General features: G+C 64.0%; 16 protein-coding genes. 11 read left to right on the top strand and 5 right to left on the bottom strand.

Annotation, left to right across the window (positions count from 1 at the left end):
- Window positions 1–6: 6 nt before the first annotated feature.
- The gene (locus HNQ40_RS16315) at window positions 7–1,980 is read left to right on the top strand and encodes an FHA domain-containing protein (protein ID WP_221435588.1); all 1,974 of its coding nucleotides are present in this window, start codon (window positions 7–9) and stop codon (window positions 1,978–1,980) included.
- A gap of 26 nt (window positions 1,981–2,006) precedes the next feature.
- Here the strand turns inward: HNQ40_RS16315 and HNQ40_RS16310 are convergent, their stop codons facing one another.
- On the bottom strand, window positions 2,007–2,939 hold the full coding sequence (locus HNQ40_RS16310) for an RluA family pseudouridine synthase (RefSeq protein WP_184678881.1): 933 nt from the start codon (window positions 2,937–2,939) through the stop codon (window positions 2,007–2,009).
- 181 nt (window positions 2,940–3,120) lie between these two features.
- Here HNQ40_RS16310 and HNQ40_RS16305 point away from each other — a divergent pair, with 181 nt between their 5' ends.
- From HNQ40_RS16305 to HNQ40_RS16295, 3 genes are all read left to right on the top strand, one after another.
- A complete protein-coding gene (locus HNQ40_RS16305; RefSeq protein ID WP_184678880.1) occupies window positions 3,121–4,047 on the top strand; it encodes an exosortase/archaeosortase family protein in 927 nt (308 codons plus the stop codon).
- Between the two features lie 11 nt (window positions 4,048–4,058).
- The gene (locus HNQ40_RS16300) at window positions 4,059–4,763 is read left to right on the top strand and encodes an exosortase-associated EpsI family protein (RefSeq protein ID WP_184678879.1); all 705 of its coding nucleotides are present in this window, start codon (window positions 4,059–4,061) and stop codon (window positions 4,761–4,763) included.
- Window positions 4,764–4,824: 61 nt separating this feature from the next.
- Window positions 4,825–8,862: a tetratricopeptide repeat protein gene (locus HNQ40_RS16295; protein ID WP_184678878.1), complete on the top strand. Its 4,038-nt coding sequence runs from the start codon at window positions 4,825–4,827 to the stop codon at window positions 8,860–8,862.
- Window positions 8,863–8,877: 15 nt separating this feature from the next.
- Here the strand turns inward: HNQ40_RS16295 and trhA are convergent, their stop codons facing one another.
- Window positions 8,878–9,534: a PAQR family membrane homeostasis protein TrhA gene (trhA, locus tag HNQ40_RS16290; RefSeq protein WP_184678877.1), complete on the bottom strand. Its 657-nt coding sequence runs from the start codon at window positions 9,532–9,534 to the stop codon at window positions 8,878–8,880.
- Window positions 9,535–9,663: 129 nt separating this feature from the next.
- Between trhA and HNQ40_RS16285 the strand changes: the two genes are divergently transcribed.
- The 7 genes from HNQ40_RS16285 (at window position 9,664) to HNQ40_RS16255 (ending at window position 15,026) form a co-directional block, all read left to right on the top strand.
- Window positions 9,664–10,650, top strand: coding sequence for a HEAT repeat domain-containing protein (locus tag HNQ40_RS16285; protein WP_221435587.1), 987 nt, complete (start codon window positions 9,664–9,666; stop codon window positions 10,648–10,650).
- Window positions 10,651–10,895: 245 nt separating this feature from the next.
- Window positions 10,896–11,735, top strand: coding sequence for a hypothetical protein (locus HNQ40_RS16280; RefSeq protein WP_184678875.1), 840 nt, complete (start codon window positions 10,896–10,898; stop codon window positions 11,733–11,735).
- Between the two features lie 73 nt (window positions 11,736–11,808).
- Window positions 11,809–11,949 (top strand): hypothetical protein, encoded by a 141-nt coding sequence (locus HNQ40_RS16275; RefSeq protein WP_184678874.1) that lies wholly within the window; start codon window positions 11,809–11,811, stop codon window positions 11,947–11,949.
- A gap of 209 nt (window positions 11,950–12,158) precedes the next feature.
- On the top strand, window positions 12,159–13,238 hold the full coding sequence (locus HNQ40_RS16270) for a rod shape-determining protein (protein ID WP_315852780.1): 1,080 nt from the start codon (window positions 12,159–12,161) through the stop codon (window positions 13,236–13,238).
- 105 nt (window positions 13,239–13,343) lie between these two features.
- Window positions 13,344–14,225, top strand: coding sequence for a rod shape-determining protein MreC (mreC, locus tag HNQ40_RS16265; protein WP_184678873.1), 882 nt, complete (start codon window positions 13,344–13,346; stop codon window positions 14,223–14,225).
- A gap of 18 nt (window positions 14,226–14,243) precedes the next feature.
- The gene (mreD, locus tag HNQ40_RS16260; RefSeq protein ID WP_184678872.1) at window positions 14,244–14,798 is read left to right on the top strand and encodes a rod shape-determining protein MreD; all 555 of its coding nucleotides are present in this window, start codon (window positions 14,244–14,246) and stop codon (window positions 14,796–14,798) included.
- A 69-nt stretch (window positions 14,799–14,867) separates the two neighbouring features.
- On the top strand, window positions 14,868–15,026 hold the full coding sequence (locus tag HNQ40_RS16255) for a hypothetical protein (RefSeq protein ID WP_184678871.1): 159 nt from the start codon (window positions 14,868–14,870) through the stop codon (window positions 15,024–15,026).
- A 6-nt stretch (window positions 15,027–15,032) separates the two neighbouring features.
- Here the strand turns inward: HNQ40_RS16255 and HNQ40_RS16250 are convergent, their stop codons facing one another.
- The 3 genes from HNQ40_RS16250 to HNQ40_RS16240 form a co-directional block, all read right to left on the bottom strand.
- Window positions 15,033–17,474 (bottom strand): bifunctional diguanylate cyclase/phosphodiesterase, encoded by a 2,442-nt coding sequence (locus HNQ40_RS16250; RefSeq protein ID WP_184678870.1) that lies wholly within the window; start codon window positions 17,472–17,474, stop codon window positions 15,033–15,035.
- A 252-nt stretch (window positions 17,475–17,726) separates the two neighbouring features.
- Window positions 17,727–18,719, bottom strand: coding sequence for a UDP-glucose 4-epimerase GalE (gene galE / locus HNQ40_RS16245; RefSeq protein WP_184678869.1), 993 nt, complete (start codon window positions 18,717–18,719; stop codon window positions 17,727–17,729).
- A 47-nt stretch (window positions 18,720–18,766) separates the two neighbouring features.
- A complete protein-coding gene (locus HNQ40_RS16240; protein WP_184678868.1) occupies window positions 18,767–19,900 on the bottom strand; it encodes an undecaprenyl phosphate translocase family protein in 1,134 nt (377 codons plus the stop codon).
- Between the last annotated feature and the right edge of the window lie 20 nt (window positions 19,901–19,920).

Raw genomic sequence — 19,920 nt, 5'->3', positions numbered from 1 at the left:
TACATTATGAGGCCTTGGCGAGCCGTGTTCGCGGTGTCGTTTCTCGATGTTCGTGCCCCCTGTGAGGACCTGATTGTGCTGATCCTGATTGTCGCTGGCGGACCGGACAAGGGCCGTATCTACGAACTGTTTGATGATCGCGATGTGGTTCTCGGCCGCGAAGGCGCAGACCTGCAGTTCAACGACGTCAAAGTCTCGCGTCGCCACGCCCGCATCTGGTGCGACGGCGGCCGCTGGTACCTGCAGGACCTCGAATCCAAGCACGGCACCCACCGCAACCACAAAGAGATCGACGATGTCCAGCCGCTCAAGGACGGCGACTACATCCAGGTCGGTCGGACCGTCATGGTCCTGGCCCGTATGTCGGCCGAGCACCTTGAGCAAGCCTCGCTCCAACTGCCGCTCAACGCGGCCAACGCCTCGGTGTTCAATCGCATCAAGCCCAAGCATCTGGCCTTTGCGACCGCCGCCGCCGCTGCGGTTTTGATCGGGTTGAATGTGGTCTCGCTGATCAACGCCAACCGCGGAACCGCCGAGCTCGAAACGCAGATCGTTGCGCTGGGCGAAGAGAACCCTACGCAGCGCCAGCTCCGCAATGAAATCCGCATGGCACTCGATGCCCGCACCGAGCACGAGCGCAACGTCGAAGCCATGATCAACGCCTTCGGCCCGCAGACCGAGCGGCTGATGCCCAAGCTCGACGCGATACTCGCCACCCTCGACGCTCAGCCCGATATGGTCGAACCGCTGACCGCCCTGGCCCAAGCCATCGAAGAGCAAGGCGCGGACGACACCCTGAATACGAAGGTGGACGCCGCCCTGGCGATGCTGGAGCAGCGTGGCGGAGATGCCGAGTCCTTGGCTTCTCAGTTCCGTGAGATGTTCGCGGCCCGTCCGACGGTCGAACAGATCGCCGCGGCCGCCTCGACCAACGACAGCCTGACGCTCAAAGCCCTCAACAGCATCGTGGCTCGGCTCGACGCCACGACCTCTGCGCCCGTCGACACCACCGCCATGGCGGGCGAGCTCGCCGAGCTCCGCCGCCTGATCGAAGCCCGCCCCGCCGAGTACGCCGGGACCACCCAGGTCAAGTCGATGCTGGAGGATGTGCTAGCCCGCATCGAAGCCCTGGATTCCTCGGGTGAAACCCAGACGGTTCTGGCGGCGATTGCCGAAGTGAAGTCGGCCATGCCGACCGATACCAGCGAAGCCTTCGCCGCGGTCAACAGCCAGCTCGCCGAGCTGGCCGAGCAGCTGGAAGACCGCCGGGACTCGGAGCTGATTCAAGAGCAGCTCGCCCAATTGATCAAGGCCTCGAAGGAACAGGGCGATGCCGCCCTCGCCGCGGCCAACGATCCGCTCTTGGGCCAACTGCTCGTGCAGGTCGAAGCCCTGTCTGAAAACGACAAGAAGCTCGACGCCATCCTCGCCTCGCTCAAGCAGCAGCCCTACGACAACCGCGCCATGTTCGACGAAGCCCTGGCTCAGCTAGGCACCGACGCGACGCAAGAAACCGTCGCCGCCCTGCTCGACCAGACCATGGCCGAGCTTCGCGGCAAGTCGATCACCGACGCCAACCAACTGCGTCGGATGATTCAGCGTGAAGTCGTCGCCGCCGTGGGCAAGGCCAACGGCGAGAAGATCGACCGCTCCCGCGAAGACATCCGCCTGACCAAGACCGAAACCGCCTACAAGCTCGCCTTCGAATCCGGCAAGCCCGTCGCCATCGGCGTCACCCGCGACCCGCTCACCGGCCAACGCACCTCGGGCCGGACGCTCGACCCCGCCGACGCCGTCGCTGCGGGCCACGAGACTTGGCGTGACTGGTACCTGATGGACGACTTGGCCAACCGCATGCAGATGCAGGAAAAAGCCCAGCGTGTCGCCCGCGGCCAAGGCGATGCCGAACGCGTCCTGAGTGTTCCCGGCGGCGAGGAAGAAAACTCGGTTAACGTCAACGCGTCTCGCATCCCCGAATAACGCATCCTCTTTCGGCCATACCCGGCCTACGGCTGCGACCCAACATCCAGAAAAGCTTCCGGCAACGGGCTTTCGACTTCGATGCCTTCGATGCGGAGCGATGTTGCATGCAGCAGCATCCGCGAGGCTTTCGTTTCGTGGGGCGATGATGTCGGTCCGTAAACCGGGTCGCCGAGGACGGGGTGGCCCAGGTGCGCAAACGTCGCACGGATCTGGTGCAGAAACCCGGTGCCGAGTTGGATGTCGAGCTGTGACGCTGCGGCGAGTCTTTGCGTAACGTTCCAACTCAGCGTGCACCGGCGGGAGTCGCTGTGGTGCGGGTGGGACGGGTCATCGGGGACCGCCTGGACCCGCGCGGGCTTGTGTTGGGTGACGGCCAGACGTAGGTCCACCTCGCCGTGCTCCGGCGGGTGGCCCGACACGATCGCGGTGTAGCGTTTGTCGGCGGTGTGGTTGGAAAAAGCCTGGCGGAAACGCTGCCATCGTTCCTCGTCGAGGGCGAAGAGCAGTACGCCCGACGTTTCGACATCGAGCCGATGCACGACGCCCGACTTCAAGCCACCTTCATCGCCTGAAGCACCCACACCCTGCACTTGGGGGTACCGCCCCGCCACCGCGTTGAGCAGCGTTCCGGCCTCTCCTTCCCGCAGCGGATGTACCGGCACCCCGGCGGGCTTGTCGACCGCCACCCACCCGTCGCCTTCACCCAGAACCACCAGCGGCATCTCAGGCTGCGGAAGGACTCGCCCGACCTCGGCCGTCACCAAGACGCGGTCCTGCGGGCCAATCATGCGCCCTTTGTCCCCGGATTTCGCCACCCTGCCGTTGAGCGTGACCACACCGTCGGCGATCAGCCTCTGGGCCCGCCTCCGCGAGACGCCCGCGACAGCCGCCACCGCCATATCGAGGCGTTGGGGCCACGCTTCCCCCGAGGCGGCTGGTGGGACGTCCTGGCTCATCCAAACAGCCTACCGCATCGTGTCGATCCGGCAGTGCGGCCCGGCCGGAATCCCCGCGGATTCGCCCCAAGTTGCCCCACCCAAACCGCCGATACATCGATAGGCACCGGCTCCACCGCCGCGTGTTATCGGGCCATCCGCATCGTGCCGACGCCCGTCATCGGACCCAGGGAATCTCGCCATGGCCTCCGCGCCGCAAGGCAACAACCCGCTCGCCGCAAGCCACGCCGTCCCAGGTTGGGACACGCGCCGCATCGTGTTGGGCGCGCTGCTTGGGCTGATCGCGGTGTGGGCCGGGCTGCGGGCGTGGAACGACATCCTGTACATCGCGCTGCGGGATGAGGAAGCGAGCCAGGTCTGGCTGGTGCTGCCTTTGTTCGCCTGGTTGGTTCACGGCCGGAAGAAGGCGCTCTCGAAAATCACCCCGACCTACTCCCTGTTGGGCCCGGCGCTGATCGCCGTCGGCTGGGCGATCTCGCTCTACGGCTTTTTCAACCTCCAACAAGCCATGTGGCACGGCGGATCGGTGCTCGTTGTCGTCGGCGCCTTCGCCACCGTGGCGGGGCCCCGGCTCGTGCGCGCGATGCTTCCAGTGCTGCTGTTGCTGGTCTTCCTGATCCCCGTGCCCGGGATGATCCGCCAACAGATCGCGATCCCGATGCAGACCTACACCGCCACGGCCAGTGAGTTTGTTTTCCAACTCCTCGGCATGCCGGTCGAACGCAGCGGCAGCGTGCTGACCTACAACGGCCGGGACATGCTGGTCGCTGAGGCATGCAACGGGATGCGGATGATCTTTGGGCAGGTTTTGGTGACCTACGCCTTTGTCTTGATCATGAAACTACGCCCCAGCGTATGTGTGTTCATCTTGGTGCTGTGCCCCGTCATCGCAGTGGCTTGCAATGTGCTGCGGATTGTGCCGACGGTGTTTATCGAAGGGCAGTTCCCCGAATGGGGCGGCACGTTCCATGACATGGCGGCTTGGGGGATGCTCGTGGTGATGTTCTTTGTGCTCATGGGCATTGTTCGCCTGATGCAGTGGGCGGAGGTGCCGATCCGGCAAGCCGCGCCGTCCTCGAAGAATTTGTCCGCTCCGCCCGCCGTTTGAGTTGCTATCTCATGACCAAACCCTCCCCCACCCAACCCAAATGGATCCGCCTGCTCGCCCCCGCGCTGGCCAGCGCGATGCTGGTGGGCATGGGGATCGCTTACGCGGGCTTCCCCACCGCCGCAGACGCCGTGCCGTACCACGCCAAGGTGTTGGACCTGAGCGAGAACGCGCCGACCGCGTTTGGCCCTTGGGAAAGCCGTCCGATCGACGTGCCCGCCGCCGCGGTCCAACTGCTCCGCCCCAACGCGATGCTCAGCCGTGAGTTCGGAGACCACGCGGGCAACCGCTACGCCTCGGTGCTCGTGGTGCAGTGTATGGACGCCCGCGACCTGTCCGGCCACTGGCCGCCCAACTGCTACAAAGCCGCGGGGTACACGCAAATCGAAACCGTGCCGCGCACGTGGGCACCGCTGACTGCCGAGGGCTCGGACATCCGGGGCATCGAATACACCTTTGACCGCGAAACCACCGAAGGGCTGCAACGCATGGTTGTCGCCAACTTCCTGATCGTTCCGGGTGCCGGGATGGTGCCGGACATGGCCAGTGTCCGCGACGCCGGGGCCGACCCGCAGCGTCGTTCGCTCGGCGCGGCCCAGGTCCAGGTGGTGACCGATGGTTCGTACACCCAGGCCGAGCGCGACGCGATCTTCGCCGAACTGCTCGCCCCGCATTGGCCGCTGATCCAAGCGATCGCGGACGACCAGACCCGCTGAGCGTGGTCTTTTTGATGATTGAATCCAACGACTTGTTTGCCTTGAAACTCCGGAGTCTCGCATGAGCCTGTCTGCCCGCCGTCGTCGCCGCCGCTTCCGCCTCACCCTGATCTTCGGGGTCATGTTCCTGCTGGTCGCGGGTGTGGGTGTGCGTTATGCCATGGTCAGCGACGCATCGAGCCAGCCGACGACTGATCCGCGCCGCGACGCTGGGCTGGCCGCCTTTGCCGCCGGAGACCACGCCCAAGTCATCGCTGAGCTCGGGCCTTACGTGGCCAACGGCCTGGCCGACACCGAGTCGACCTTCGCGCTGGCCAGCACCCAACTCAAGCTCTCCGAGGGCGACCCGGCGATGCTGCTCAACGCCGTGACCGGCTTGCGGGCTGTCCTGGCGAACGACCCCAACCACCGCGGCGCCGCCGAAATGCTCCTGCCCGTGTTCACCGAGTTCCCCGGCGGGGTCGAGCAGGAAGGCATCGACATCGCCGAGCGCGTGCTGCGTTCGGATCCGGATCACGAGATTTCCCTGCGGGCTCGTGCGGTCTTGCTGAGCTCGATCGGCCGCAACCAGCAGGCGCTGACCGCGACCCGTCAGTGGGTGCAAACGCATCCGGATGACGTGCTGGTCCACCGCTCTGCGCTGGATGTGATGAAACGCATGGGTCAACCCGAAACCGCCCTGCTCGACTACGCCCGCGCCCTGATGCAGTCGGACCCGAATCGCCCAGCATTCGCCCAGGTCCAGGCCTACGCCCACCTGCTGGCGGACGAAACCGAACCCGCCGCCGCGATCCTGAGCGATCTGGCTCAGAAGACTCCCGCGGATGCCGAGTTCGTGACGCAACAAGTCGCGTTGATGGATAAGGCGGGGATGTTTGAAGATGTGCTCACCTATCTTGAAAAGTTGCACGCTGAATCCGATGCGACGCTTCCCACGGAGGAGTTGATCCGCCGCCGCTTCGAAGCCGGTCACGGCGATGAAGCGTTGGCTCTGATCGAGACGCTTGAAAGCCCGAACCCCGCGCAACGCATCCTCCAAACCCTGCTACTTCATAGCATCCAACACCAAGCCGAGGCCGAAGAAGTCGTCCGCGGTTTCGAGTCGGCGGCCGGGCGTGTCAATCAGGCCACGGCGGGCCTGCTGACCGCGGCCATGAACGTGGAATTGGCGGGCTATGACGCCGTCTTTGCCGCAGCGCGTGAGGCGAACGACGCCGGGCTGTACAACCCGTATGTGGACTTCGTGGTGGCCGAGGCGTTTGCGCGGACAGGTCAGACCGACCAGGCGATCAGCCGGTACGAGTCGGCCCTGAGCCAGCGTCCTTCGTGGGCCAAGCCGTATCTGGGGCTGGCCTCGCTGTACCTTCAGGAAGGCGATGCCCTGGAAGCCTGGAGCTACGCCTCGGCGGCGGTGCAGCGTCAGCCGCGTGCCACCGAGGGCGGGATCTTGCTCGCCCAGGCCATGGCCTACAACCCCGCCGCCCTCAGCGCGGCGCAGCAGCAAGACGTGCTTGACCTAATCGACACCGTGCAGCAAGCCCAGCCCGGCGAGCCGCGCACCATGGCTCTGAAAATCGCGGTCCTCGCGGGCACCGGCAAAAAAGCCGAAGCCCATAAGGCGATGCGCGAAGCGTTGGCGGTCGAACCGCCCCTGAGTGCCCCGGCGATGCTCATCCTCATCGACGCGGCTCAGCAGTACGGCCTCGACCTGGAAGGCGAAGCCCAAGCCGCCTACGTCAAACGCTACGGCCAAACCCTGGCGATCACGCTGATCCAGGCCCAACGCCTGCTCGACTCGGGCCAATACGACGCCGCTCTCGAGCTGTATGATGCGGCGCGACCCGAGGCCGGTGGCGTCGAATGGGACGTCAACCGAGCACGGTTGCTCGAGCAGATCGGCGGCCCCGAGTCGACGATGGCGTGGTCGACGCTGGGCGAAACACATGCCGACAACCTGCAGGCCCAACTGGCTCAGCTTGGCAGCGCCGCCGCATGGCAAGATCGGGTCGCCATCAAGGATGCGATCGAACGACTGCAAGCATTGACCGGTGAAAACGATCCGCTCTGGCGAATTGAGCAAGCCCGCTGGCTGCTGGGTTCGGAAGACCCGGTGGCGGTTGCAGAAGAAGCCGACGCGTTGCTCGACGCTGCGATCCGTTTGCAGCCGAACTCGACCGAGGCTTTGGCGCTGCGTGGCCGTGCCCAACGTTTGCTGGGCAACCCCCGCCTGGCGATCTCGCTGCTGAATCAAGCGGTCACCCTGTCCCCCGACAACGCGGACGCCCGTGCCGAGTTGGCTTTGGCCCAACGTGACGACGGTTCGGAAGAGATCGCCCTCGAAACCGCACGGCTCGCTGCATCGCTCGACGATTCCTCGTCTCACGCTCAGCGCCGTGCCGCTCAACTCATGATCGACCAAGGCGATTTCGCCTCCGCTGCGGGCGTGTTGGCTCGTTTGTTGGAGGCCGATCAAGCCGAGGACCGCGATGTGTTCACGCTGGCTCAGCTGTACATGCAGACCCGCCAGCAGTCGAAGGCTATGGAACTGGTCGAGACCTTGGTCGAATCGCCCTATCCCGCTTCGGTGGCGTTGGCGGCCGACCTATACGCTCAATCGGGCCAATTCGCGAAAGCGGAATCCGCGTTGGAGCGGCTCAGCGATCTGGGGCTTGCCCCCGCTGCTCAGCTGCGTATAGCGGCCGAACACCACGCGGTGTTTGGTGACGATGCCACCGCCGACGCGGCCTGGTTGGCTCTGATCGAAGTTTCCCCGAAGGACGCCGAGGCCTGGGAGCAGTTGGTTATCCACCGTCTGCGGGTTGGCCGTTCCGCCGATGCGATCGACGCCGCCCAAACCGCGTCGTCCGAGCTGTCCGAGGCTGAAGGCTTCGCGGCGTTCTCCCAACACGCTCCGATCATCACCCGGATCGCTGAGGTCCCGGGTGCGATGGCGATGGGCTTGGCGATCCTCAACGAAGACGAGCACCGCGAGGCAGCGGTGCAGGCGCTCGATGCTCTGGATCAGGGGCACGCGGGCAAGATTTCTCCCGACGCGTTGGCGGATCGTTTGGTCGCTTTGGCCGAAGCCTCGCCTGAGTTTGAATCGCTTTGGGTGTTGTCGGTGAGTCTGGAATTTGAAGCGGGGCGAGACGCATTCGCCCTGCCGCGAGCGGAAGCGGCCCGTGAACGCTTCCCGGACTCGGCGCAATCAGCCCGCCTTTTGGCGGAGTCGTACGCCGCCACCGCTCAGTGGCGTGAAGCGCTCATCTCCACCGAGGCCTGGGCTGCGCTGTCGCCCCAAAGCACTTGGGAAATCGACGTGTTGGCCGCCCGGGCCAACCGTGAGCTGGGACGGCCCGACGCCGCGGCGCAGGGCTTGGCACCTTACGCCGAGTCCGTGCGGGCCAACCCCTCCGCTCGGCCGAACCTGACGATGGAAATGGGGCTGGCCTGGGCTGCTACGGGGCGTGGCAAAGACGCCCGGCAACTGCTCGAACCGCTGCTGGAGTCGGATCCGGCCTGGCGATTGGTCTGGCTGGATGCGGCCGTGCTGAAACTATCGAGCACCCGCGAGGCCTCTCAATGGCTGGAGACCGTGGAGTCGGCGATTCCTGCCGACGCCTGGAGCGAGCGAGCCGCCTTGGCTCAGGCCTGGTGGTCGCTGGGCATGCGTGACAGCTACACGCCGTTCCGCGACAAGGGGCGTGCGATGGGCGAAACGTTGACCAAGACCCCGGGCGAGTCGGGCGAGCTTTGGTTCTTCGTGGGTAGCGCGGCTGAGCTCGACCAGGACTACTCCGCCGCGGAGCAGGCTTACCGACGAGCGCTAGAGTTGGATGAGAGCTTGGCCGGTGCCAGCAACAACCTGGCGATGCTCATCACCGACCACGGCGGCGATCTGAACGAAGCCGTTGAACTGGCTCGCCGCGCGGTCGACCAGGTGCCCGGCGAACCGAACTTCCACGACACGCTGGCCTACGTGCTGCACCGAGCCGGCCGGGTCGAGGAAGCGCGGGAAGCGATCAAGCGGGCGATCGAGCTCGACCCCGGCAACCCGCTGTGGCGGACGCGTCTGAACGAGTTGGCGATCGTCGAGTAAGACGGTCCGCCGTGATTAGCCGCGGGGCAGGACGTCGGTGACCATCGCCATGACGTGACAGGTGCTGCCCGCCAGGACAAACAGGTGCCAGACCGCGTGGTTGTACTTGAGCCCTTCCCAGAGGAAGAAGACCACGCCGACCGAATAGGCCAGCCCGCCCGCGATCACCCAGAGCAGTCCGGGCGTGGACATCGCGGCGATGGCCGGGCCGATGGCGATCACCACCAGCCAGCCCATGGTCAGCTTGAGCCCCAGCTGGGTCCAGCCGAAGCGATCAAAGCAGACCAGCTTCAGCGTCAGCCCCGCCGCGGCTAATCCCCAGACGACGCCGAAGAGGCTCCAGCCCCAACCCCCGCCGAGGGTGACCAGCATCAGCGGCGTGTACGTCCCGGCAATCAGCAGGAAGATCGCCGCGTGGTCGAGCTTGCGCAAGACCCGTTTGCTAGGCGGGTGCTGGATGAGGTGGTAAAGGGTCGAGATGCCGTAGACCGCGATGAGCGTGGCCCCGAAGACGCTGAGCGTCACAATCCGCCACGGCTCGCCGCCCAGCCCGGCAAACACAATCAGCAGCGTCGCCGCCGTGAGGGCCGCAGCAAGGCCGAAGCCATGGGTGGCGACATTGGCCCATTCTTCGCCCCGGGTGGGGTCGGATTCGACGGCAGGGTTTTGCATGGGCTGATCGATCGGGGACTTGATGAGACGAGAGTATGATAGCCCGGAACACCCCGCCCCACCCCGCGCGACCCTCCATGGGGGCTGGGGCGTATGACTCCGATCTCCGTTCCAAAACGCTGCTGAACCATGAATTCAATTCCCACTCCGATCAGGCCGTGCCTCCTTGTCTCCATGCTGCTGGTTTGCGTGACCACGCTGGTATCGCTCCCCGTGGCGGCCGGCCCTATCGAGGACGCCGAGCCCCGTGCGGTGCAGATTCTGTTGGACTCAGCCCGGTCCGAAGACCCGCTGCTGCGTTCCCACGCCATCGAAGCGGCTAAGGCGATGCCCGACCGAGCCCTGCCGATGGTCACACTGGCTCTGGACGATGAGAACCCCGGGGTGCGTTACGCCGCGTTGGCCACGGCCGGCCGGTTGCAACTCGAAGCCCTGGGCCCTCAAGCCGCGACCATGGCCCGCGACATCACCCAGCCCGACTACGTGAAGGCCGCCGCCCTCTTTGCCGCGGCCCGCTGCGGCGAAGAGGTCGATCTCGGTCGGCTGGCCGCCATGCTCTGGGACGACAACATCGGGACCCGCTCCAACGCCGCGATGCTGTTCGGCTGGATGGAGGACCCGCAAGTCATCCCTGTGCTGCTCGACGCCAGCGAGGCCCCGATGGACCGCGCCCGCCCGATCGAACGCGAACTGGTTCGGCTGCAGATCACCGAATCGCTGTTGAATCTCGGCCACGACGACAGCCTCAAGGCCCTGCGCGGCGCCGCCTATTCCAGCCACGACGAGGTGCGGATCCTCGCGACGCTCATGCTCGGCAAGGCGCTGGACCGGGGCATGGAAGGCAACCTCATCGGCTTCCTGGCGAAGAACCCCATCGAGCTGCGGCTGGCCGCAGCCGAGTCGCTGGCCCGGATGGGGTCGCTGGAGGGGCTGCCGGTGATCTTCGAGGCGGCCCAGCATCCCGTGGCCACTGTGCGTTCTCAGGCCGCGTTCGCCCTGGCCCAGGCCGATTCGGACCCCGAGGCGGTTGGCCAACTCGTCGGGCTGATGGACGACCCCAACGACCGGGTCCGCATCTCGGCCGCCGCCGCGATCCTCGAATCCCTGCACCGTTAACGCACTGAAACGCGGGCACTCGGCGATGCGCGGGCTGCCCGAGCCCCGGGGAACCGGCCGGTTCTGAACCAAACAACGATGGGGCCGCGACTTATCGGCCCGGCCCGGTCTCGGGTGACTGTTCAGAATTGGTTGACAAGCCTACGGCGTTGGGTTGTAATTATGTTCCCCCACAGCTTCCGCGTGGCGGCGTGTCGTATTCTGCCCCCTCCCCCGCTCCCACTTATTTTTTGAGGACTCCCACCTTGAGCCCACTGACCAAAGCCCTCGTGTTGCTCGTGACTATCCTCTCGATCGTTCTGGTCGCGTTGGTTGTTCCTTTCGTCGCCAACACCGATGACCTCAACGAAGAGATCTCGTCCCTCAAGACCCAGGTCCAGGTCGCCAACGCCGCCGCCAGCCGCGTCGGTGGTGAGAACGAAACCCTCAAGGCCAAGCTGGCTCAGAGCGACAGCAGCAAAGACGACACGATCATCGCGCTTCGCACCGAAGTCACCGAAAAGACCCAAGAGAAGGCCACCCTCGAAGCCCAGCTCAAGGAAGCCACCAGCCAGGTCGACAAGCACGTCAACACCATCTCGCTGATGTCGGCCACCCAAGACCAGCTCACCCAGCTGCTCGAAGACCGCAACGCCCTGGTCAGCACCAGCCAATCCGAAAACGTCAAGCTCAAGAAGGAAGCCGCCCAACTGGTGCAGGCCAACAACGACCTCGCCGCTCAGGTCACCGGCCTGACCCGCACCGTGCGTCTGCAGGGCGAGAAGATCGTCGACCTCCAAGAGCAACTCGCCGGTGGCGGATCGAGCTCTGATGTGGCTGCCGGCCCCGGCTTCCTCGAAGAGCAAGTCCAAGCCAGCGTGACCGGCCTCGAAAAGGTCGACGAAATCACCTTCGCTTCGCTGAACGTCGGCTCCAACGACTCCATCAGCCCCAACACCAAGTTCGTCATCTTCCGCAACGGCGACCAGTACGTTGGCACCGCCACCGTGATGTCGGTGGATGAAACCGTCAGCGTGGCCCGGATCGATTCTTCCACCCTGGACGTCGTGGTCGGCGACAACGCCATGACCGGCATCACCTACTGATTCGTTCGCCCCACGGTCCCCCTCCCCCACAAACAACACCGGCCCCCGGCCCGCTCTCGAAAGCAAACGCATTATGGCAGACAACAGCTCCGGCCCCGGAAACAACATCTTTACCGTCCTGGCCTTCGTCGCCTTTGTCGCCCTGCTCATCGGCGTGGGCTACACCTGGATGCGGCTCCAGGCCGTCACCGGCAGCGTCAACCCCTTCGGTTGATCACCGCACCGGCCCCAACCCAATCAACTCCAACCCACGCCCAAGCGGCGTGGGTTTTTTCTTGCCCCCGTGAATCGCCGATAGTCCGAATAATTTTGTGGCCGATGACCGTAGTTCGACGATACTTCAGAAGGCCAGCCAACCGACGACGCCGCCGTCGTGTTTCGCTACAATCGCGGCAATACCCTAAGGGCTGACACCCCGCGGGCTTGACCGATCCCGGAAACGAACCACCATTGATCTTCGATAACCTCCTGAGCTTCTTCAGCGTCGACATGGGCATCGACCTGGGCACGTGCAACACCCTGGTGTGCGTCCGGGGCGAGGGCATCGTGCTCAACGAGCCGTCCGTGGTCGCGGTCAAGCGCAACACCAACCAGGTCCTGCAGAACGGCAACGCCGTGGGCTGGGTCGCCAAAGAGATGCTCGGCAAGACGCCCGGCAGCATCACCGCCATCCGCCCGCTCAAGGACGGCGTGATCTCCGACTTCGAGATCACCGAGGCGATGCTCGGCTACTTCATCCGCAAGGTCAACGGCAAGCGGCCGTTCGTGAAACCCCGTGTCGTCATCGCCGTGCCCTCGGGCATCACCGCCGTCGAGAAGCGGGCCGTACTCGACTCGGCCGAGCGTGCCGGGGCCCGCCGGGTCTACCTCGTCGAGGAGCCCATGGCCGCCGGTATCGGAGCGAACCTGCCCATCGTCGAGGCGACCGCGTCGATGATCGTCGACATCGGCGGCGGCACCACCGAGGTTGCCATCATGTCGCTGGCCGATATCGCTCAGTGCGAATCGGTCCGCGTGGCGGGTGACGACCTCGACGAGGCCATCATCAACCACATGAAGAAGGCCTACAACCTGATGATCGGCGAGCAGACCGCCGAGAAGATCAAGATCCAGATCGGCTCGGCCGCGCCCGACGGCGAAGAGACCAACATGGAAGTCCGCGGCCGGGACATGATCTCCGGCCTGCCCCGCAAGACCGTCATCACCTCCGAAGAAATCCGCGAAGCTCTTCAGGAGCCGCTCTCTTCGATCATCGAGACCGTGACCCGCACCCTCGAGCGCTGCGAGCCCGAGCTCGCCGCCGACCTCGTGGACAACGGCATCGTCCTCGCGGGCGGTGGCGCTCTGCTCCGCGGCATCGACGTGGTGATCTCCAACGCCACCGGCCTGGACTGCCGCATCGCCGAGGACCCGCTCACCTGCGTCGCCCGTGGCACCGCCATCTACCTCGAGCACCTCGAGGAATGGAAGTCGACCATGGAAAACGACATGGACGACATGTAAGACGTTTTCATTGCTGATTTATGATTGATGAATGGTGATTTTCGACACCGTCTCATGGTTTTCAGATCATCAATCAAAAATCATCAATCATAAATCTGGTTCCTCATGGCTTCCCCCCTCCTCAGCTCGCAGCGTCTGCTCCTGCTCATCACCGCGGCGCTGATCCTCAACAGCCAACTGCCCTCGTCCATCGCCAGCCTGGCGGGCAATGTGCTTGCGCCCGTCGTGAACTTCGCCAGCCTGCCGCTGCGTGGGCCCGTCTACAGCACCGCGACGAAGATCGCCGAGCGCGAGGATTCGTCCGACTTCGCCCACCCCGGCGTCCCCAAAACCGAAGATGAACTCCGCCGCGCCTACGGCCTGGCGCTGGTCGAAATCGAACGCCTCAAGCAGGAATACCAGGAACTGAAGCAGCGCCTCGAGCTCATCGAAGGCGTCCAGGCCATCGACGCCCCCGAAACCCGTCCGCTCACCGCCAAGGTCACCGGCTACCGCAACCCCGGGCCGAGGCAGGTCATCACGCTCAACCGCGGGTCGCGCCAAGGCATCCAGCCCGGCATGACCGTGGTGTATGAAACCGTCCTTGTGGGGCGGGTGGTCGATCCCGTCGGGCCGTCGAGTGCCGATGTCGAGCTGGTCACGTCCCACGACGGCGGGCTTCAGGTCCGCATCAACCAGCCCGGCCTGGTCGCGCCCGAAGAAAACATCCGGGTCCGTCGAAGCGAAAACGACCCCGACTACTTCGTGGCCGAGGTCCCCAAAGATTCGCTGCTTCGCGCCGGTGCGGTGGTTGTCCTCGCCGACGCGGTGAACTACAGCGACGCCCGCGGCCGACTGCTGGGCATCGTCGAACGCAAAGCCCCGTACACCCCCGACCCCGAGTTGCTCGACCAGCTCTGGATCCGCGCCGCCGTGCTGGACACGCCTTACCGCAAAGAGGTCGCGGTGCTGCTGCCCAAGGCCGATGAGGACGCGCCCGGGAACTGACCCCGACCGAGACCCGCTTTGAACTGGATCGTTTTCTCCATCACGGCCTACATCTTTTTCGCCCTGCAGGCGGGGTTGGAGCCGCTGTGGACGGTGGGCGACGCAACGCCGAACCTGCTGCTGATCCTCGCGGTCTTCGTCGGTGTGTCGGCCCGCAAGGCGGCTGTGCCTTGGGCGATGCTGATCGTGGGACTGCTGCTGGACACGTTGCCGGGGCCGTTGAAGGACCAGGGCGTGATCCTCGGCCCGCACGCCGTGGGTTATCTCGTCGGCGCTTATGCGGTGCTACAGCTACGCAACCTGCTGTTCCGCGAGTCGACGATCACGATCGTGCTGATGGTCTTTGCCGTGGGCGGGTTTGCGGCGCTGGTCGAGACACTGATCTACGCGCTGCGTGGTTTGCCTTGGCTGGCGAACCAGGGGCTGGACTGGAGCACCACCGAGCAGCTCTGGCGGCGCTTGCAGGAACTGGTCTACACCGCCGCGGTCGCGGTGCCCGTCGGGCTTGTGCTGCAGAGCAGCCGAAAGCTCTGGGGCTTCACCGGCCGATCCAAGAACGAACGGGTCTTTTAGCCGCTTGCATTTTAGCGCTGCGATCCTCCCCGCTAAGCTGCAAGCGGCTTGAAGTACAATCGTCCCATCATGACCAAACTCCGCGACGACGACCCGCCACCCCCCGGCTACGAGAGCTGGCAACCCCGCATGGGCCGCGGCGGCAAGTTTGTGGCGTGGGTCATCCTCGCCTTCATCCTCGCGGGGACCGCACTGATGGCCTGGCAGGGATTCAGCCGCTGGATGTAGCTTCCGCTATGCAGCGTTAGTCTGCTGATGATCGTTCTCATCAAGCAGATAGGCCTCTACGTGAGATTCAGGCAGCGGCTCGGCGAAGAAAAATCCCTGCCCCCATCGGCAACCAATCGACTGAAGCGCAACCACAGTCTCTTTGGACTCGATGCCCTCCGCCACCACGGGGATCCCGAGGCTCTGCGTCATCGAAGTAATTGCGGACACCACTGCCAATAGCGAGCGGTCTGTATCCAACCGCAATATGAACGACTTGTCGATCTTCAGGCAATCGATAGGATAGTTATGGAGCGCACCCAGAGAAGACAAACCCGTACCGAAGTCGTCCATGGAGATACTGAAGCCTTGATCACGCAGTTTATGGAGCATCGGGAGCAAGTCGGAACGCAGGTCGGCGATCGTGGTCTCGGTGATCTCAAGACGTAGGTCCTGAGGCTCAAGTGCGAACTCTCGTCGGTATTGAACCAGCGATTCGCAGATGCGTGAATCGAGAAGCTCTCTCTTGGAGAGGTTGATATTCACGAACAAATGCTCACCGTCTGACCGCCCCTGATTCCATTCCCCGATCTGTCGGGCGGCGTTTCGAGCAACCCACCTGCCGAGTTCGATAATCAAGCCGGTTTCCTCAGCGATGGGGATGAACACTTCTGGGCCAATCATTCCACGCTCGGGATGACCCCACCGCACCAGCGACTCAAAACCATTGGTTTGACCCGTCGATAAATCGATGATGGGCTGAAACAAGAGCAAAAACTGGTCGTTGCTGATCGCGTCGCGCATATCGGCCTCGAGTTCTTGACGGTCAACCGCGTCTCTGCGCATGTCAAAATCGAAAGTAGCGACCTGCCCTTTGCCGTTGGCTTTCGCCCGATACATCGCAACGTCTGCGTCGCGGATCATATCAGCGCCCGAGCTGTAGGCGTGGGCATTCGTCACGAGACCGATACTGGCCGTAGATACGATATGGTGGCCGTTGATGCTGTGTGGGTCAGCGAATACTTCGAGTAGCCGTTTGGCTTTGGCCTCAGCATCGACATCGTTGGTCAATGAACCCAGAAGGACCACAAACTCATCGCCTCCGAACCGGGCTACCGTGTCTGACTCGCGTAGTTCCCGCTCGAAGATACGGGCGATGTTGCAGAGCAGCGCGTCACCCACTTCGTGGCCCAGACTGTCATTCACGACCTTGAATCGATCGAAATCGAAGAACAACACCGCGAATTTGCTGCAGTCTCGTTTTGATTGTTTGAGCCTGCGATCTAGGCGGTCCAAGAACAACGTGCGGTTGGGTAGGCCCGTCAACTTGTCGGTGGTCGCGGCGAGTGCGAGATGCTCCTCGGCCAGTTTACGCTCGGTCACGTCCAGGATAAAGCCATCCAGGCACTCGGGCCCTCCGTGGGGATCGATAACGCATCGCCCTTTCTCGTATACCCAGTGGGTGCCTCCGTTGCGATGGCAGATCCGATACTCGATTTCGTAAGGTCTCTCTGCGGCGGTCGCTTCAGCAACACTACGCGACACCGCCTCCGCATCCTCTCGATGGATGATGCTCTCGTACGTTCTCACCGCGTTGTTGATGAAATCGCTGGCTGGGTAGCCGGTGATCTGCTCGATCTGATTGCTGATGAAAAAGATCGTCCAATCGTCGTCAGCTGCGCAACGGTAGGTAGCGCCCGGGATGTTGCCCACAAGGGATTGGTACTGGTCCCGCTCGAGATTGAGCGCCACCTGGTGTTCACGGATTAGCGCATCCGAGTGGCGAAGTCGGATGTAGAAAAACGCGATCACACCGGCCAGGGCGAAAAGCCCGGCGGGGAGCGCCGCTTTGGCCGCAACGGCTTGATTCCAATTGCCCGCATCGACATCCGTGCCCAGCATCGCGATGAGTTCGCCATTGTCCGGGTCGACTAGTGGGACCAAGGCCGACACCCACGTCCCCCAGCGGTCGGTGACCGGTCCCTCGACCAAGGCCGTCACGGTATCGAAGGCGTTGAGATACTCGTCGGAGATCTCTTCGTATATCTGACCGGCCGGTGATTCGTCTTCGGATCCCGCGGGTTCGCTGTCGGCAAAAAAGAAGACGCTGCCGTCCTCGTTACGCCCCATGAGGTAGACGAAACGGCACTTGGGATCGGCGGCCCGGACCGCGGCGAACTGCTCCTTAAGCCTCAAGTAGTCATCTGATTCGAGGTCGGCTTCGGTTCCGCTTAGCGCTTTGACACGCTCGACGTTGATGGCCATCGTTGCCAAGCGTGCGTGCGCGAGCCGGTCCTGACGCATCTCTCGGTCGGTGTTTTGAACCGTCCACCACGTAAAGAAAACCCCGCCGATGAGGATCGCCACCATGGCGAACGCGGGCTTGATTGAACCGTACTGGCGGGCTTCAGTCGTGGGCGGACCAGACGAGGAAGCGGCTGAATCTGAGATCTTCTGTCGGCTCCACATGCCAGCTCGTTTCCTCCTGGGCCTCAGTCATGAAGGCCTGCTCCTATCCCAATAAACCCTCTCTGGTTTTTCGGTAATTACGTAGTCGGGCATTAACGCATGAGATAGCTCGCGACGGCCAGCATCGGCCGATAAAACCGGTGTTGCTTGTGGCACCTCGTTCGGCGGGTGGTCTCTTTGGGGTGACTCCAGGAAGTCAGCGGCGATTTCCTAGAGACTCAATTCAACTCAAATCGCGTCAGCGTTCAATTCTCAGCCATCACCGTAGCCTTCGGGATTTGCTTTGAACCACTTGTAGGCATCGGCCACCATCGTCTCGGTGTCGGTGATCTTGGCTTCCCAGCCGAGCTCTTCCTTGATCTTCTTCGGGTCGGCGTAGAGCGACGGGGGGTCGCCCGCGCGGCGGTCGCCGATCTCGACGGTGAAATCGACGCCGGTGACCTTCTTGACCGCGTCGACGATCTCGCGGACCGACATGCCGTTGCCGATGCCCAGGTTGTAGAAAAGCTGCTGGCCGGGCTTCAGGGCGTTCATCAGCAGGACGTGGGCGTCGATCAAGTCCACCACGTGGACGTAGTCGCGGATGCAGGTGCCGTCGGGCGTGGGGTAGTCGGTGCCGAAGATGTAGGCCTTCTCGCGTTTGCCGGTGGCGGCTTCAAGGAGAACGGGGATGAGGTGGGTCTCGGGGCTGTGGTCTTCCCCGATGCGTCCCTCGGGGTCGCAGCCCGCCACATTGAAGTAGCGGGGGCAGGCGAAGGCGAATTCGGGGTTGGCGTTGGCGGTGTCGCGGAGGATCTGCTCGACCATGTACTTGGACATGCCGTAGGGGTTGATGGGCGCTTGGGGCGTGTCCTCGGTGATGGGCATCTCGTCGGGTTCGCCGTAGGTCGCGGCGGTCGAGGAGTGGACGATCTTGTTCACGCCCGCCTCGGCCATCGCCCGCAGCAGGGTCAGCACGCCTGCGGTGTTGTTGTGGTAGTAGCCCAGCGGCTGCTCGACTGATTCGCCGACGTAGGTCCAGGCGGCGAAGTTAATCACACACTCGATGGCGTGGTCTTTCAGCGTCTTGACGATGAGGTCGTAGTCGTGGAGGTCGCCCTGCACAAACGTGGCCTCGGCAGGCACCGCAGCGCGGTGGCCGCGGAAGAGGTTGTCCATGACGACGACGGTATTACCGTCGGCGAGGAGGCGTTGGACGGCGTGTGATCCGATGTAGCCGGCACCGCCGGTGACGAGGACATTCATGTGGTGACTCCCGTGTAGAACCTTTAGGAGCCGCACAGAGTAGCGGATTATCCCTCGGATTGCCCCACGGGTTTCTCGGGCTTTTCCCTCCCCAGTCGGTCGACCAAGAGCGTCACCGCGAGACCGAGCAGGATCAACCCCGCCGCCCCGCCGATCTGCGTGGCGTTGGGCTTGAAGAATGCGGTGGGCAGATCCTCGGCGTCCACGGCCTCGCCAGACTCGGCGAAGATCCACGTCGCTTCGGTCGGCTGCGGTTCATCGTCTTCCCACACCGTCGGCACCGCATGGGTCACGACCTGGGCCTTGATCGTGTCGCCTTCCTTGGGCTCGACCGACGCCTGGAAGGGCCACAGCCCCACCACCGCACCGAGCAGCAAGCCGAGCAGCACGCCCAGGGTCGCCTTCTCGAAGCGTTCGAGCAGCCACTTGAGCAGGTTGCTCACCCCCACCACGCCCAGCAACACGCCGAGCCCGACGGGCAGCACGACCGCGAGGCCGACGCTCGTGAGCACTTCCATGTCCTGGGTCTTCAGCCCGTCCTTGAACGCATCGACCCCCGCGAGGATCGGCACGTACACGCCCAGTACCAGCAGCAGGTACCCGCCGCTGACGCCCGGCAGGATCATCGCCGACGCCCCCGCCACTCCGGCGAGCAGCATGAAGACGAACCCGGTGCGTTCGACGTCGCTCCCGCCGCCCGCGGATTGGTAGACCGCCAGAGCCGCCATCGCGATAAATCCGACGACCGCCGCGATCCAGACCGAGGCATCAGCCTTGCGTCCGTTTGCTGTGATCAGCCGCCACACCACCGGCACCCCGCCGAGCGTCAGCCCGATGAACAGGCTGTACATCACCCACCGCTGATTCACCACCAGTTCTTTCACCGGCCCGGCCAGCAGCACAATCGCCGCCAACGCCGCCAGCACCACGCTGCCCAGCACGACAACCGACGCCTTGCGGAACTTGAGCGTGGTCACCTCGCCGATCGCCGCGATGAACCGGGGATACACCCCCGCCGCCAGCAGCATGGTCCCCCCGCTGATCCCCGGCACAAGGTTCGCCAACCCCATCAGCACCCCACCCACGCCGCCGCGCACGGCGAGTACGGTTAGATTGGCCGAATCCGTTTGGGTGACTTCGGACGAGTTATAGGTCTCTGCGTTGGGGTTGGCCGTATTCATACACGGGTAATATCGGCCAG

Origin of the sequence: Algisphaera agarilytica, assembly GCF_014207595.1 — a bacterium.
Lineage (GTDB): Bacteria > Planctomycetota > Phycisphaerae > Phycisphaerales > Phycisphaeraceae > Algisphaera > Algisphaera agarilytica.
Note: the sequence above shows the minus strand (reverse complement) of the source record. Positions and strands in the feature narration are given on the sequence as shown.

Excerpts from the sequence above, each read along its gene's own strand:
- HNQ40_RS16315 (WP_221435588.1), top strand. The coding sequence starts at position 7 with ATGAGGCCTTGGCGAGCCGTGTTCGCGGTGTCGTTTCTCGATGTTCGT.
- HNQ40_RS16310 (WP_184678881.1), bottom strand. The coding sequence starts at position 2,939 with ATGAGCCAGGACGTCCCACCAGCCGCCTCGGGGGAAGCGTGGCCCCAA.
- HNQ40_RS16305 (WP_184678880.1), top strand. The coding sequence starts at position 3,121 with ATGGCCTCCGCGCCGCAAGGCAACAACCCGCTCGCCGCAAGCCACGCC.
- HNQ40_RS16300 (WP_184678879.1), top strand. The coding sequence starts at position 4,059 with ATGACCAAACCCTCCCCCACCCAACCCAAATGGATCCGCCTGCTCGCC.
- HNQ40_RS16295 (WP_184678878.1), top strand. The coding sequence starts at position 4,825 with ATGAGCCTGTCTGCCCGCCGTCGTCGCCGCCGCTTCCGCCTCACCCTG.
- trhA (WP_184678877.1), bottom strand. The coding sequence starts at position 9,534 with ATGCAAAACCCTGCCGTCGAATCCGACCCCACCCGGGGCGAAGAATGG.
- HNQ40_RS16285 (WP_221435587.1), top strand. The coding sequence starts at position 9,664 with ATGAATTCAATTCCCACTCCGATCAGGCCGTGCCTCCTTGTCTCCATG.
- HNQ40_RS16275 (WP_184678874.1), top strand. The coding sequence starts at position 11,809 with ATGGCAGACAACAGCTCCGGCCCCGGAAACAACATCTTTACCGTCCTG.
- mreC (WP_184678873.1), top strand. The coding sequence starts at position 13,344 with ATGGCTTCCCCCCTCCTCAGCTCGCAGCGTCTGCTCCTGCTCATCACC.
- HNQ40_RS16255 (WP_184678871.1), top strand. The coding sequence starts at position 14,868 with ATGACCAAACTCCGCGACGACGACCCGCCACCCCCCGGCTACGAGAGC.
- HNQ40_RS16250 (WP_184678870.1), bottom strand. The coding sequence starts at position 17,474 with ATGTGGAGCCGACAGAAGATCTCAGATTCAGCCGCTTCCTCGTCTGGT.
- galE (WP_184678869.1), bottom strand. The coding sequence starts at position 18,719 with ATGAATGTCCTCGTCACCGGCGGTGCCGGCTACATCGGATCACACGCC.
- HNQ40_RS16240 (WP_184678868.1), bottom strand. The coding sequence starts at position 19,900 with ATGAATACGGCCAACCCCAACGCAGAGACCTATAACTCGTCCGAAGTC.